Source organism: Humidesulfovibrio sp. (assembly GCF_035560995.1).
Classification (GTDB): domain Bacteria; phylum Desulfobacterota; class Desulfovibrionia; order Desulfovibrionales; family Desulfovibrionaceae; genus Humidesulfovibrio.
This window is the reverse complement of the sequence record NZ_DATMYK010000358.1, coordinates 1-13,642: the sequence shown is the minus strand read 5'-3', so window position 1 is coordinate 13,642 and position 13,642 is coordinate 1. Positions and strand designations below refer to the sequence as shown.

Annotated in this window: 10 protein-coding genes; 3 read left to right on the top strand and 7 right to left on the bottom strand. The window is 70.1% G+C overall.

Annotated elements, in window-relative coordinates; all coding sequences use genetic code 11:
• Positions 1 to 44: 44 nt before the first annotated feature.
• From VN419_RS14275 to VN419_RS14265, 3 genes are all read left to right on the top strand, one after another.
• Positions 45 to 1,595, top strand: coding sequence for a DEAD/DEAH box helicase (locus VN419_RS14275; RefSeq protein WP_414652941.1), 1,551 nt, complete (start codon positions 45 to 47; stop codon positions 1,593 to 1,595).
• 9 nt (positions 1,596 to 1,604) lie between these two features.
• Positions 1,605 to 2,945 (top strand): transcription antitermination factor NusB, encoded by a 1,341-nt coding sequence (locus VN419_RS14270; RefSeq protein ID WP_325647888.1) that lies wholly within the window; start codon positions 1,605 to 1,607, stop codon positions 2,943 to 2,945.
• A 78-nt stretch (positions 2,946 to 3,023) separates the two neighbouring features.
• Positions 3,024 to 5,273: a PAS domain S-box protein gene (locus VN419_RS14265; protein ID WP_325647887.1), complete on the top strand. Its 2,250-nt coding sequence runs from the start codon at positions 3,024 to 3,026 to the stop codon at positions 5,271 to 5,273.
• Between the two features lie 76 nt (positions 5,274 to 5,349).
• Here VN419_RS14265 and VN419_RS14260 read toward each other — a convergent pair whose 3' ends face one another.
• The 7 genes from VN419_RS14260 to VN419_RS14230 are packed head-to-tail and all read right to left on the bottom strand — an operon-like array spanning position 5,350 to position 13,408.
• Positions 5,350 to 6,117 (bottom strand): hydrogenase, encoded by a 768-nt coding sequence (locus tag VN419_RS14260; RefSeq protein WP_325647886.1) that lies wholly within the window; start codon positions 6,115 to 6,117, stop codon positions 5,350 to 5,352.
• A 12-nt stretch (positions 6,118 to 6,129) separates the two neighbouring features.
• Positions 6,130 to 7,635, bottom strand: coding sequence for an NADH-quinone oxidoreductase subunit C (locus tag VN419_RS14255; RefSeq protein ID WP_325647885.1), 1,506 nt, complete (start codon positions 7,633 to 7,635; stop codon positions 6,130 to 6,132).
• A 2-nt stretch (positions 7,636 to 7,637) separates the two neighbouring features.
• Positions 7,638 to 9,089: a proton-conducting transporter membrane subunit gene (locus VN419_RS14250; protein ID WP_325647884.1), complete on the bottom strand. Its 1,452-nt coding sequence runs from the start codon at positions 9,087 to 9,089 to the stop codon at positions 7,638 to 7,640.
• Positions 9,090 to 9,095: 6 nt separating this feature from the next.
• Positions 9,096 to 9,737 carry an NADH-quinone oxidoreductase subunit K gene (locus VN419_RS14245; RefSeq protein ID WP_325647883.1) on the bottom strand — a complete coding sequence of 214 codons (642 nt, stop codon included), beginning with the start codon at positions 9,735 to 9,737 and terminating at the stop codon, positions 9,096 to 9,098.
• 7 nt (positions 9,738 to 9,744) lie between these two features.
• Positions 9,745 to 10,668, bottom strand: a complete 924-nt coding sequence (locus VN419_RS14240) for a respiratory chain complex I subunit 1 family protein (protein WP_325647882.1) — start codon at positions 10,666 to 10,668, stop codon at positions 9,745 to 9,747.
• A complete protein-coding gene (locus tag VN419_RS14235; protein WP_325647881.1) occupies positions 10,668 to 12,641 on the bottom strand; it encodes a proton-conducting transporter membrane subunit in 1,974 nt (657 codons plus the stop codon). The genes VN419_RS14240 and VN419_RS14235 overlap by 1 nt, the downstream gene beginning before the upstream one ends.
• Complete coding sequence (locus tag VN419_RS14230) at positions 12,638 to 13,408, bottom strand: PTS sugar transporter subunit IIA (RefSeq protein WP_325647880.1); 771 nt, start codon at positions 13,406 to 13,408, stop codon at positions 12,638 to 12,640. The genes VN419_RS14235 and VN419_RS14230 overlap by 4 nt, the downstream gene beginning before the upstream one ends.
• Between the last annotated feature and the right edge of the window lie 234 nt (positions 13,409 to 13,642).

Below are 13,642 nucleotides of genomic sequence, written 5' to 3'. Positions count from 1 at the left end.
CCCCGGCCCGCCAGCAGTATGTGCAGGCCCCGGGCCTGACCCAGGTGCAGAAGGCCCTGCTCTTCGCCCAGGAGCAGGCCAAGGCCCCCCGGGCCGAAGCCGTGGGCGAGATAGCCCCGGAGGACGCCCTGCCCGAGGTGCGCCTGGCCGACCTGCCGCCGCTTCTGCAGGAGGCCTGCGGCCGCGCGGGCTGGGGCAAGCTCATGCCCGTGCAGGAACAGGCCCTGCCCTACATGCTGGCCGGGCGCGACATCATGGTCCAGGCGCGCACGGGCTCCGGCAAGACCGGGGCCTTCCTGCTGCCGCTTCTGGGACGCCTGAAGGCCGCGCACACCTCCTGCCAGGCCCTCATCCTGGTGCCCACGCGTGAGCTGGCCCAGCAGGTGGCGGCCGAGGCCGAGACCCTTTTCGCCGGCACGGGCGTTGAATGCGTGGCCGTTTACGGCGGCGTGGGCTACGCCACCCAGCTGGAGGCCTTCAAGCGCGGCGCGCAGATCGTCGTGGGCACCCCGGGCCGCGTGCTCGACCACCTGCTCAAGCGCTCCCTGTCCCTTTCGGAACTCTCCACCCTCATCTTCGACGAGGCCGACCGCATGCTGTCCATCGGCTTCTACCCGGACATGAAGGACATCCAGCGCTACCTGCCCCCGCGCAAGAAGATCCACGGGGCCATGTTCTCGGCCACCTTCCCGCAGCAGGTGCTGCGCCTGGCGCAGGAATTCCTCACCGATCCGGGCCGCCTGTCCCTGTCCGAAGGTCAGGTGCACATCGCGGACATGACGCACGCGTTCTACGAGGTGCCCAGCATGGGCAAGGACCGCTGCCTCATGCGCATCATCGAGATGGAAAGCCCGGAATCGGCCATCATCTTCTGCAACACCAAGGCCGACGTGCACTACCTGACGGCGGTGCTCTCGCGCTTCGGCTACAACGCCGACGAGCTCTCCGCCGACCTGACCCAGTCGCGCCGCGACCAGGTGCTCACCAGCGTGCGCGCCGGGCAGCTGCGCTTTCTCATCGCCACGGACGTGGCCGGGCGCGGCATCGACATCCCCGGCCTGTCCCATGTCATCCTGTACTCCCCGCCGGAGAACCCGGAAAGCTACATCCACCGCGCTGGCCGCACGGGCCGCGCCGGGGCCGCGGGCACGGTCATCTCCCTTGTGGACGTGATGCAGAAGATGGAGCTTACGCGCATCGCCCGGCAGTACGGCATCCGGCTTGAGGAACGCCCCCTGCCCACCGAGGCCGATCTGGCCGCCCACGTGACCCAGCGCATCGCCACCGTGCTGGAGGCCAAGTGGCGCGCCAAGGACAGCCTGGAGCAGGAGCGCATGCGCCGCTACGTGGACGTGGCCCGGGCCATGGCCCAGGACGACGACCAGGCCCTGCTTCTGGGCATGCTTTTGGACGACGCCTACCAGAAGGCCATGCACACCCCGCCGCCCCTGCCCAGCGGCCATAGGCCGGAGGCCGCGCCCGGGGACCAGGAGCGCGGCAGAGGTTCCGACCGCCAGGGCGACCGCCAGAATGACCGCCAGGGCGAGCCCCGGCAGGGGGGCGAAGGCCAGCGCCGCCGCCGCCGCAAGCGCTAGGGGCGGCACGTGGCTTCTCTGCCTCCGGCCCGCGCCGCAGCGCTGGACTGTCTCTCGGCCTGCCTCATAGAAGGCCGCGACCTCCAGGCCGCGCTGGACACCACCCTCTCCTCGGACCCCTTGTCGGACCGGGACGCCGGGCTGGTGACTGAACTCGTGTACGGCTACTGCCGCCTGAAGGGGCGTCTCGACGCGCTGTTGTCGCGCTTTCTCGACCCCTCGCGCCGCCTGCCGGACGAGGCCATGCTGACCCTGGGCCTGGCCGCGCACGAGATCATCCACCTGGACCGCGTGCCCGCCTACGCCAGCGTCAACTGGGCTGTGGACTGGGCCAAGGGCTACACCCGCGCGCACCTTTCCGGCCTGTTCAACGCCGTGCTGCGCCGCGTGGCCGACATGGCGGAGGCCGCGCGCACCGTGGGCCCCTACAAGGAGGGCGCCAAGGACGAGGCCGAGGTGCTCTCGCGCTACTACTCCTGCCCGGAGTGGATCGTGCGCCTGTGGCTCAAGGAATATCCCAAGGAAGACGTGGCCCGCTACCTCAAGGCCCAGGCCCGGCCGCCCGCCATGGGTCTGGCCGTGGAGGCCGAGAGCCTGGGACCGGAGGCCGCCCTGGCCCTTTCGCGCCGCCTGGGCGCGCATCCCGCCTGCCTGGGCAGGCAGGGCCTCGGCCTGGCCTTCCAGTCCGGCACCGGGCTTGATACGTTGACCGAGGAACTTGCCCTTTCCGAGGCCGAGCGCGCCGCCCTGTACCGCCAGGGCTTTGCCGCGCGCCAGGCCCTGGCCGCCTTGAACCCGCAGCGCTGGGCCGCGCCCGTGTGGGACGCCTGCTGCGGCCGCGGCGGCAAGACCCGCCTGATCCTGGAGGCGGGGCCCTTTTCTCCGGACGGTCCCGTGCTCGCCAGCGACACGCACCTGGGCCGCCTGCGGGCCCTGTGCCGCGAGCTGGCCCCGGCGCTGGCCTCGGGGCGGCTTCTGGCCTTCCGCGCCAGGGCAGACCAGCCCGCGCCCCTTGCCGTCCGGCCGGGCTCCATCCTGCTCGACGCGCCCTGCACGGGCCTGGGCACCCTCTCGCGCAGGCCGGACATCAAATGGAAGCGCACCCCGGAGGACGTGACCGCCCTGGCGCGCACCCAGGCGGCCATGCTTGCGCAATGCTTCGACGAGCTGGCGCCCGGCGGGCAGCTCTTCTACCTCACCTGCACCCTCTCGGCCGAGGAAAACCAGCGCCAGGTGGTTCGGTTCCTGGAATCCCGGCCGGATGCGCGCCTGGCTGGAACCTGGACAACCCCGCCGGACGTGGCCTCGGGCGAGTTCTTCTACGCCGCCACCCTGCACAAAGTGGAATAGCGGCCGTTTTTTATCAGAATCCGTTTTACAGCTCTGCGAAAGGCGGGTATACGTAATTATAGCCCCCTAAGAGCACGCATGAACATACCTGACAACGACATCCCGCCCGAAGACTGGGCCAAGGAGCTGCCGGACGGCAGCGTCTTCCGTGTGGCCTTCGAGTCCAGCCAGACGGTGATGTTTCTCATCGACCCGCTAACGGCCAAGGTCATCGGGGCCAACAAGGCCGCCTGCGAGTTCTACGGCTATCAGCCTGAAGAGCTGGAAGGGCTCTCCGCCGCGGACATAAGCCTGCTGTCCAACGAGAATCTGTGCGCGCTGCTGCAGGGCATCAACCAGGGCGGCAGCAAGCGCTTTTCCAGCCGCCACCGGCTGAAGACCGGCCAGCTGCGCGACATGGAGCTGGACGCCGCGCCCATCACCCTGCACAACGGCCGCTCCTGCCTGTTCTTCATCGGCCATGACGTGACCCCCAGGCTCCAGGCCGAGCGCTCCCTGTACCAGAGGGAAAGCCTGCTCAGGGCCATCCTGGAATCCGCCGTGGACGGCATCGGCTACAAGGACGCCCAGGGAATCTACCGCGAGGCCAACAAGGCCTTCTGCCAGCTTGTGGGCCGCCCCTGCGAGGAAATCATCGGCCGCAGGGCGAAGGATTTCTTCGACCGCCGCGCCGCCGACCGCCACGTGGAGATGGACCGCCGGATCATGGACCAGCGGCAGCCCGTGGCCTACGAACTGACCCAGGAGAGGCCGGACGGCACGCGTTACCTCAGCGTGCACAAGTCGCCGGTGTGCGACGCCGCGGGCGAGTGCCTGGGCGTGGTCTCCGTCAGCCACGACATCACCGAGCGCCGCCTGGCGGAAGCCGCCCTGTCCAAGAGCGAAGGGTTGCTGCGGGCCATGCTCCAGTCCGCCCAGGACAGCATCTTCGTCACCGACGAGCACGACGTGCTGCGCGAACTGAACCAGAGTTTCTGCGCCCGCCTTGGCCGCAGGCGCGAGGAGCTGCTGGACCGTCCCTTGAGCGAGGTTTTCAGCGGCGACGAACTGCGCATTCAGCTTTCCACCAACTCCCTTGCGCGGGAGACCCGCGAACCCGTGAGCTTCACCCAGCGGCTGGCGGCAAATGAGCAGGAGTGCTGGCTCAGCGTGGTCAAGACCGCCGTGGTGGACGCCGAGGGGCGCTGCCTGGGCGTAGTGGCCATGGGGCGCGACATAACGGCCCAGCACGTGGCCGAGCTGGCCCTGCGGCAAAGCGAGCGGCGCCTGTCCGGGCTCATCCGCCAGGCTCCGGTGGGCGTGTTCGAAACCGATGCCAAGGGCATGCTGGTGTTCGCCAACGAGCGCATGCAGCGCCAGACCGGCCGCACCCAGGAGGCTCTGGCCGGGAACCGCTGGCTGGAGAGCATCGTGCGCGAGGATCGCGAGGACTTCCTGGCGCTCTGGCATGAGACCCTGGCGGACAAGCGCGAGCTGGAGAGCGAGGTGCGCATGCTGGATGCGCGCGGCGTGCGCCAATGGATGAGCTGCCGCATACGGCCCATGACCGACGCGGCCAACCGCTTCAGCGGGTATCTGGGTGTTCTGGGCGATATTTCCGAGCGCAAGAAGGCCGAAGCCCTGCGCACCGATGTGGAAAGCGTGGTGCGCCACGACTTGAAGAGTCCGCTGGGCTCGGTGCAGAACGCCATGGAGCTGCTGGAGCTTCTGGGGCCGCTGACGCCGGAGCAGACGCAGGTGCTGACCGAGGTGCGCATCCTGACCCGGCGCATGCAGGACCTCATCTCCCTGTCCCTGGATCTGCACGCCATGGAGGCCGGGGCGTTCAAGCCCGTGCTCGGACCGGTGGACCTGTGCGACGTGGTGGAGACGCAACGCGCGGAGCTGCGCCCGCTGGTGGAAGGCAAGGGCCTGCGGCTGAATCTGGTTTCGGACTGCCCGCAGGGGCCGTTCTATGTAAGCGGCGAACGCAGGCTGCTGGACGCGGTGTTCTCCAACCTGCTCAAGAACGCGGCCGAGGCCTCGCCCGACGGCGCGGAAATCACCGTGCGGCTGGAGAACGAGAGCCCCCTGGCCGAGGTCTTCATCCGCAACAAGGGCGAGGTGCCCAAGGGCATCCGCGAGCGTTTCTTCGAAAAGTACGCCACCTCCGGCAAGCCCCACGGCACGGGCCTGGGCACCTATTCGGCGCGGCTCATGGTGCGCACCATGGGCGGCACCCTGTCGCTGAACACGGAGGAGCCCGGCGCCACCACCCTCATTCTGCGTCTGCCCGCGGCCGACCCGGCCAAGGTGTGTCTGCTGGCCCCGGAGCGCTGCCCGGTCTGATCCGACGCCTTCTCCCCGCCGTCTTTCCTGTCAACGCTGGCCGCTCGTTCGCGTGGCCGGCGCTTTTCCTGTGCGCTCAGCCCGTCTCGCCCCGGCCGAGGAGCCGCAGCAGGCCGTCCAGGATGGTCCAGGGGTGGGGCGCGCAGCCCGGCACGTAAAGGTCCACAGGCAGGAAGGATGCGCCGCCGTCATTGGTCTCGGCATGGCCCGCGTAGGGTCCGCCGGAAATGGCGCAGGCCCCCACCGCGATGCCCACGCGGGGCTCCGGCGTCGCAAACCAGGTTTTTTCCAGGCCCAGGCGCATGTTCTGCGTCACCGGCCCGGTGACGAGGACGCCGTCCGCGTGGCGCGGCGAGGCCACGAACTGGATGCCGAAGCGTCCCAGGTCGAAGACCAGGGTGCCCAGCACGTTGGTGTCGGCCTCGCAGGCGTTGCAGCCGCCCGCGCTCACCTGCCGGAGTTTGAGGGAGCGCTTGAACAGGCGCAGGCGTTCCGGCGGCAGGGGCCGGGCCAGTTCCAGGGGCTGGCCGCGCAGGACCAGGGCCTCGCGGCTGCTTGCGGCCAGGCGGAAATCTCCGGTGAAGCGGATGGCTCCGCGCGGGCAGGCGGCCGCGCAGTCCGTGCAGAACAGGCAGCGGCCCAGGTCCAGGGCCAGGCCCGTTTCCAGGCTGATGGCCCCGGTGGGGCAGGCGGCCGCGCAGGCCCCGCCCGCGTCGCAGCCCGCACAGGCGGACGGGTCGATGTCCGGCCTGCCGGGATAGCGGTCCGGCAATTGCGGCAGGACCTTGGGGTAGGCCAGGGTGCGGTGCCCCTGGCGCAGGCGGGCGATGATATGCTGGATCACTTCCGCGCCCCCTTACAGATCGTGCCCGCAGTAGGACAGGTTGAAGCTCTTGTTGCAGATGGGGAAGTCCGAGATCTGCTGGTTGCGCAGGGCCATGGAAAGCCCGGCCCAGTTGTGGAAGCTCGGGTCCACCACCTTGTAGGCCGCGAAGCGCCCTGCCTCGTCCGTTATGGCCACGTGGCAGATCTCGCCGCGCCAGCCCTCCACCAGACTTACGGCCAGATGCTCCGGGGCCAGATTGCCCGGAGAGGCCTGGAAGCCGCAGGCCGTGGCGCAGCCCGGCAGGTGCGTCAGATGTTCGGTCAGGAATTTTTCGGAGTGCAAGAGCTCCATGTGGCGCACAAAGGCCCGGCCCGCCACGTCGCCCGTCTGCGACACGGCCACCGGGATGTGCGAGTAGGCGTAGGCCCCCACCGGGAAGTCCTGGCGCACGTCGATCTCCACGTCGCACGCGCGCGCGGCCACGCCCACCAGCCCCAGGGCCAGGGCGTCCACGCGGGAAACCACGCCCGTGCGCTCGAAGCGCGAGACCACAGACGGCGTGCTCCACAAAAGCTCCACCGCTTCCACGCACTGGGGGAAGACCTCGGCCAGGTGCGCGCGCACGGCCTCGGCCCTGGCCGCGTCCAGATCAAAACCCACGCCGCCGGGCTTGATGAGCCCACGGCCGAAGCGGCTGCCGCAGAGCCTGGCCGTCATGTTCAGGAAATCGCCGCGTATGCGCCCCAGGAACGACGAAGTGGGCAGGAAGCCGACATCAAGCGCCAGCGCGCCCAGGTCCCCGGCGTGGTTGGCCAGGCGCTCCAGCTCAAGGGCGATGGCCCGCAAAACCAGCGCGCCCGCGGGCACCCGGCAGCCGGACAAGGCCTCCAGGTTCTGGCAGGCGGCGGTGCTGTGGCCGATGGTCGTATCGCCCGCCAGGGTCTGCATGTGCTGCAAGAAGCGCGGGCCCGGTCCGTTCACGAGCGCGCGCTCCACGCCGCGATGCTGGTAGCCCAGGGAAATCTCCAGGTGCAGCACATCTTCGCCGTGGCACAGAAAGCGGAAGTGCCCGGGCTCGATGATGCCCGCGTGCACCGGGCCCACGGCCACCTCGTGTCCGCCCTCGCCCAGGGCCTCCATGAAGCGCGCCTGGCCGATCTCCGGCCCGATGATCTCGCGCCCTTGCGGGTCCAGCTGGGGGAAGCGCACGGGCTTGAGCCACGGATGGCCCAGGGGCGTCACGCCCCAGGTCTCCCAGATTTCCCTTTCGAAGAGGTGCGCCTGGGGGCAGTCCGGCGTCAGCGAGGGGTAGGCCTGGCCCGCCGGGGCGGAAAGCACGTGCAGAGTGCCCAGGCGATCCTCGGCCAGCACGGCGAAGAGCCGCAGCTCGTCGTTCCCCAGTTCGTTTTTCACCGGCGCGCAGAACAGGGCCGAGAGCCGGGCCTCGTGCAGCACGGCCTCCAGCACCTCCACGCAGAATTCCTCCGCCGGGAGCACGGGCACCGCGCGCAAGGGTATGGCCTGGGCGTTGCGCATGGCTAGAAGCCTCCCGTGAGCCGCGCCGAGGCGGCCAATACGGCGGCCAGGGGCGCGGGCTGGTACAGGCCCAGCAGCAGGGCCGCCAGCAGCAGGGCCAGGGGCGGCCAGGTGGCGCTCATGGGCTCGGGCCGGGCCGGGGTGGTGTTCTCGCCCTGGGCCATGCGCAGGGCAGCGGTGGTGATGCCGATGAAGGCCGTGGCCAGCAGCAGCAGGAACAGCACGGCCAGGATGGGCCGGTCTCCGGCCAGGGCCGCGCGCAGGATGGCCAGCTCGCTGACGAAGGCGCCGAAGGGCGGCATGCCGGTAAGCGCCAGCACCCCGGCCACCCACAGGGGGCCGGAGAAGGGCAGGGCGCGCACCGCGCCGCGCACGCCGGAAACGTTCTTGGTCAGGTACGCGGCCAGGATGTTGCCCGCCAAGAGGAACATGGCGCCCTTGGCCACGCCGTGGGCCAGCACGTGCATCAGGCTGCCGTGCATGCCCGCGCCGCCTATGCCCGCGCCAAAGGCCAGAATGCCCATGTGCTCCACGCTGGAATAGGCCAGCAGGCGCTTGTAGTCCGTCTGCCGCAGCAGGAACACCGCGGCCCAGGCCATGCTGGTAAGGCCCAGGAACACCAGCAGGTCGTTGCCGAACTGCGACTGCCCGGCTGCGGCCAGCACCTGGCGCACGCGCAGAATGGCCAGGAACGAGACGTTCAAGAGGCAGGTGCTCATGAGGGCCACCACCGAGGGCGACTCGCTGTACACGTCGGGCAGCCAAGTGTGCATGGGCGCCAGGCCCATCTTGGTGCCGTAGCCCACCAAGAGGAACACGAAGGCCGCCTTGAGCAGCACGGGGTCGAGGCTGGGCCCGGCGGCCATGAGGGCCTCCAGGTGCAGGGAGACCTCGCCTCCGCCGGCCAGGGCCAGCATGTAGGTGCCGAAGAGCGCCAGGGCGATGCCCACGGAGCAGAGCAGCAGGTACTTCCAGGTGGCCTCGAGCGACCTGTGGTGGCGGTGGAAGTAGATGAGCGGGGCCGAGGCCAGGGTGGTGGCCTCCACGCCGACCCACAAAAGACCCAGGTTGCGCGCCATGCACACGAAGCTCATGGCCGCCAGGAACAGCAGCAGGCAGCCGGTGAAGCGCGCCTCGGGCGAGTTGGAGAAGAGCTGGCCTTCCACCATGTCCGGCCGCGCGCCGCGCATTTCGCGCTCCAGGTAGCCTCCGGTGTAGAAGGCCGCAGCGGCGAAGAGCACGCTGGTGATGAGCAGGAACAGGCGTCCGGGCTCGTCCAGAAGCAGCGCGCCGTCGAACATGGGCCGCGAGGGGCTGGCGAAGGTGCCGAGCGTCAGCAGCAGGTGCGCCACGGCCGTGGCCGACAGGAGCAGCCGCCGGGTGCGGTGCTCCGGCAGGATGAAGGCGGCCACTCCGGCAAGGGCGGGCGCGAGGATGGTCAGCGCGTCGAGCATCCCCGCCTACTCCTTCAGCGACGCCAGCCGGTCGGCGTCGATGTGGTCGAATTCACGGTTGATGCGGAAGATGGCGATGCCCATGACGAACACGGCCACGAACACATCGAGCAGGATGCCCATCTCCACCAGGAACTGGGCCTTGCGCAGGGCCACCGCGCCAAAGGCGAAGATGCCGTTCTCCAGCACCAGGTAGGCCACCACCTGGCTCACGGCCTTGCGCCGGGTGACGATGCCGAAGAGCCCCACCAGGATGGTGAAGAAGGCCACCGGGGTAAGCAGCAGCGGCACGCCGGGGCCGGGCAGGGGCATGCGTCCGCCCAGCCACACGGAAACGGCCAGCGCGGCCACGCCGAAGAGCAGGGAGCTGGAATAGCCCACATAGGGCTCCACCTCGGCCCGCACGTGGGCGCTTTCCAGCGAGCGGAACAAAAGCCAGGGAAAGGCCCAGCCCTTGAGCAGGGCCGTGGCGGCGGAGACGGCCACCGAGGACAGGGCCAGGTCGCCGTGGCCCAGCAGGGGCAGAAAGGCCAGGCCCACGCCCTGGAAGGCCACCATGCGGATGCACAGGCCGATGCGGCTGGTGCCCAGGAGCACCAGGTTCGTCAGCACCAGGCCGACAAGGATGAATTCCACCAGCGAGAGCATATGCGCGCTACCTCAGCAAAAGTATCAGCGCCAGGCCGGAAAGGGCCGTGGCCCCGACCAGCAGCCGCGGCACCAGCAGCAGGCGCAGCCGGGCCATGCTCGATTCCACGATGCCCATGATGAGCGCCAGGGCGAAGATTCCCGCCGCGCCCAGGGCGGCGTCGGCCAGCGGATCGCCGCGCGTGGGCACCAGCACCCCGGCCAGCACCGCGCCCAGGGCCCACATTTTCACCCCCTGCCCATAGAGGATGAAGGCGAAATCCGGCCCGGAGTGATCGAGCACCATGACCTCGTGGATCATGGTCAGCTCCAGGTGCGTGTTGGGGTCGTCCACGGGGATGCGGCAGGTCTCGGCCAGAAGCACCAGGAACAGCGCCGTGGCCGTAAGGGACAACACCGGCCCGAAGGCGGCCCAGCGCGCCATGTCGATGCGCGCCAAAAGTTCAGCCAGGGAGTAGGTGCCCGTGGCCTGGGCCAGGGCGGCCAGGCCCAGGATTTGCGCCAGCTCGGCGGGCACGGCGAACTGCATTTCGCGGCTGGCGCCCATGCCCTCGAAGCTGGAGCCGGTATCAAGCGCGGCGGCGGCGGTGGCGAAGCGCCCCAGGGAAAGCAGCCCGGCGAAGAGGAACAGGTCGCCCTCGAAGGACACGAGCCCCGGCTGGCCGCCCAGGGGAGCCAGGGCGAGCGCGCACAGGGCGCAGGCCAGGCCCAGCATGGGGCCCAGCGGGAAGACCCATGTGGTGGTCTGGCTGTACACCGCGCCCTTTTTCAAGAGCCGCGCCAGATCGAAGTAGGTTTGCAGCAGGGGCTGGCCCGTGCGGCCAGCGAATTTGGCCTTCACGCGGTTTATGACCCCGAAGAGCAGCGGGCACAGCGCAAGGCCCACGGCCATGCGCGGCAGGGCGTCAAGGTGGAGGAAGCCCGCGTCCATCACCACAACCCCCAGGCCAGAAGCGCCACCAGGGTGGCGGCGATGTAGAGCACATACACGTGCACCTGGCCCTGCTGCAGCCGGTGCAGGGCCTCCAGCCGGGCGTCCAGATAGCCGAAGCCCGCCAGGAAGGCCGTGAGGATGCGGTCCTGGGCCTCGGCAAAGTAGCCCGCCCGCGCCGGGAACAGGCCCCAGGGACGCGTGGTGCTGCCGGTCTTGCCGGTCAGGGAGCGGAACATCTCGGCCAGGGGCTGGGCGAAGGACGAATAGGTGTACTGGATGCGCGCCGTGGGGTTGATGTAGCCGCAGTCCCAGGTGGGTCCGGTGCGTACGTCGCGGCCCTTCAAGAGCGCGCGGCGCAGCAGGAAGAGTCCGCCGAACACCGCCAGCAGCAGGCCGAAGACGAAGGACGCCGTGGTCAGGCCGTCCACCAGGGGCGCGCCAAGGACCGGGGCCCCGGGCAGGCTGGGCTCCAGGGCGCGCAGGGCGGTCTCCAGCAAGAGCGGCGCGGCGAAGCCGAGCAAGAGGCCCAGGCCGGCCAGCAGGATCATGGGCCAGCGCATGAGCGCCGGAGCCTCGTGGGCGGTCTTGGCGATCTGGCTGCGGGGCTCGCCCAGGAACACCGCGCCGAAGGCCCCGGAGAACACGGCCGCGGCCATCCCGGCGCAAAGAATCAGGGCGGCCAGCGCGCCCAGGCTGGGGATGTCCAGGCTGGCCGTGGGCAGCAGCAGGCCCTTCACCGCGCACAGGCCCAGCACCAGTTCCGAGGCGAAGCCGCCGAAGGGCGGCAGCCCGCAGATGCCGACGCTTCCAGCCAGGAAGGCCGCGCCGGTGACGGGCATGCGTTTCAGCGCCCCGCCCAGCTGGTCCATGCGGCGCTCGCCCGTGGCGTGCAGCACGCTGCCCGCGCAGAAGAACAGCAGGGACTTGAACACCCCGTGGTTGACCATGTGGATGAGGGCGGCGCTGAAGCCAAGCGCGGCCACCAGCGGCGCGTCGCAGGCGCGGCCAAGGGCGCCCAGGCCCAGGCCGATGAGCATCAGCCCGGCGTTCTCCATGCTCGACCAGGCCAGCAGGCGTTTGAGCTCCGCCTGGCCAAGGGCTCCGGCCACGCCGAGGATGGCCGTGACTCCGCCCAGGCCGATGAGGGTCCAGCCCCACCACGCTTCCGGCTGGTAGGCCAGCAGCACGCGCAGAATGCCGTACACGCCGGTCTTGATCATGACGCCGGAGAGCACGGCGGACACGTGGCTGGGCGCGGCCGGGTGGGCCTCGGGCAGCCACACGCCGAGCGGCGCCAGGCCCGCCTTGGAGCCGAAGCCCACGAGCGCCAACAGGAAGACGAGCCCGGCCGGAGCGATTCCTTCCACCAGGGGCATGGACGCGCCTGCGGCCAGACCGTCGGCGGGGGGCCAGGATGCGCCCGGCAGCAGGCAGAGCACCAGCAGGAAGGCCGCGCCCAGGTGCGAGGCCACCAGATAGATGCGCCCGGCCCGGCGCACGGAGCCGTCGCCGTCCTCCATGCTGACCAGGAAATAGGACGAAAGGGCCATGCCCTCCCAGAACAGCAGCAGGAGCATGGGGTCGCGCGCGGTGAACACGCCGGTGATGCACGCGGCCAGGATGTTGTAGAAGAACCAGGGCGGGCCCGCGCGCTTGCGGCCCTCCATGTGCGCCAGGTAGCCCCGGCCGTACACCGCGCCCAGCGCCATGAGCACGAAGGCCGGAACCAGGAACAGGGCCGAGACGCCGTCGATGGCGAGCCTGCCCAGGCCCCAGGGCGGCGGCCAGGAGAGGGCCAGGGTCCAGTCCTGCGGGGCGATGAGCGCCTGCGCGGCCGGGACGAGGCCCAGGGCGCAGCCCAGCACCGCCAGGCCGGAGCCCAGGGAGTTGGCCGCGCGGAAGGAACGCGGCAAAAGCGAGACCACGGCCCCCAGAAGAAAGACGGCCAGACAGGCGGCGAACAGGATCACGGACGCCTCCCGAAGCGCTTGGCGGCGGACTGGTGCTGATGCTCGGCCGCGGCGGCGGATTGCAGGATGGCGGCCTCAGGCGCGCGGGAGAGCACGGCCTGGCGGAAGTCCGCGTCGCGCAGGGCGGCGGCGAGCAGGGCCAGGAGCGTCAGGTGCGCGCGCACCGTGGGCGAGGCCAGCACGAACACGGCCTGGATGGGCTGGTCGTCCGGGGTGTGCACGGCGGCTTCCGGCAGGGGCGCGGCCGGGTAGATGAGCAGGATGCGCGGCGCATCGCCCAAAACCAGCGGCGCGCGCACATGGGGCACCAGCACGCCCCCGCCCACGGCGGTGACGCCCGTGGCCTCCCGCGCCAGCAGCATGGCCAGCAGCAGCTCGCGGTCCGTGGCCAGATCCGCGGCTGCGGTATCGGAGCTTTCGGGGAGCAGGCGTTCGACGGCGGAGCAGAGCACCTCGGGCAGGGTCGTTCCGGGCGCATCGGCCATGATGCCGCCCGCGCGCAGGGCCCCGGCCAGGGCCGAAACCTGGGCGCAGTCGCCGTTCTTTCCCTCCGGGCCGCCAGGGCCGTCCTGCTCGGGCTCAAGCTCGCAGGACAGGGCGGTTGAGCCGATGCCGTGGTGGATGGCCCATTCCATGAGCTCCGCGCGGTTGAAATGATACAGCCCCCCCAGACGCACCGTGGGCAGCCCCGCGTGCGCTATCCAGCGCAACACGGTCTTCTCGGTGCAGTTCAGGGCGGCGGCGGCCTCCCTCAGGGTGAGCCTCATGGACGTACCTCGCGGCGTGTTTGTGACCAAGCGGTCAAAACGCGCGCCTGACGCATCCAGGCTTTGCGCGCTCCTGCTGGCGTGACCGGATGGTCAAACGTCGGGCGTCGCAAAGCTGGCGGTCAAAACGCTACGAAAACGGACCAACAGAAAACCTTCGGACCATATTTGTCAACAATGAATTGAGTCCGGCCGGTTACTGGGCGCGCCGGCCGGAGGGCTCCTGGCAATAGC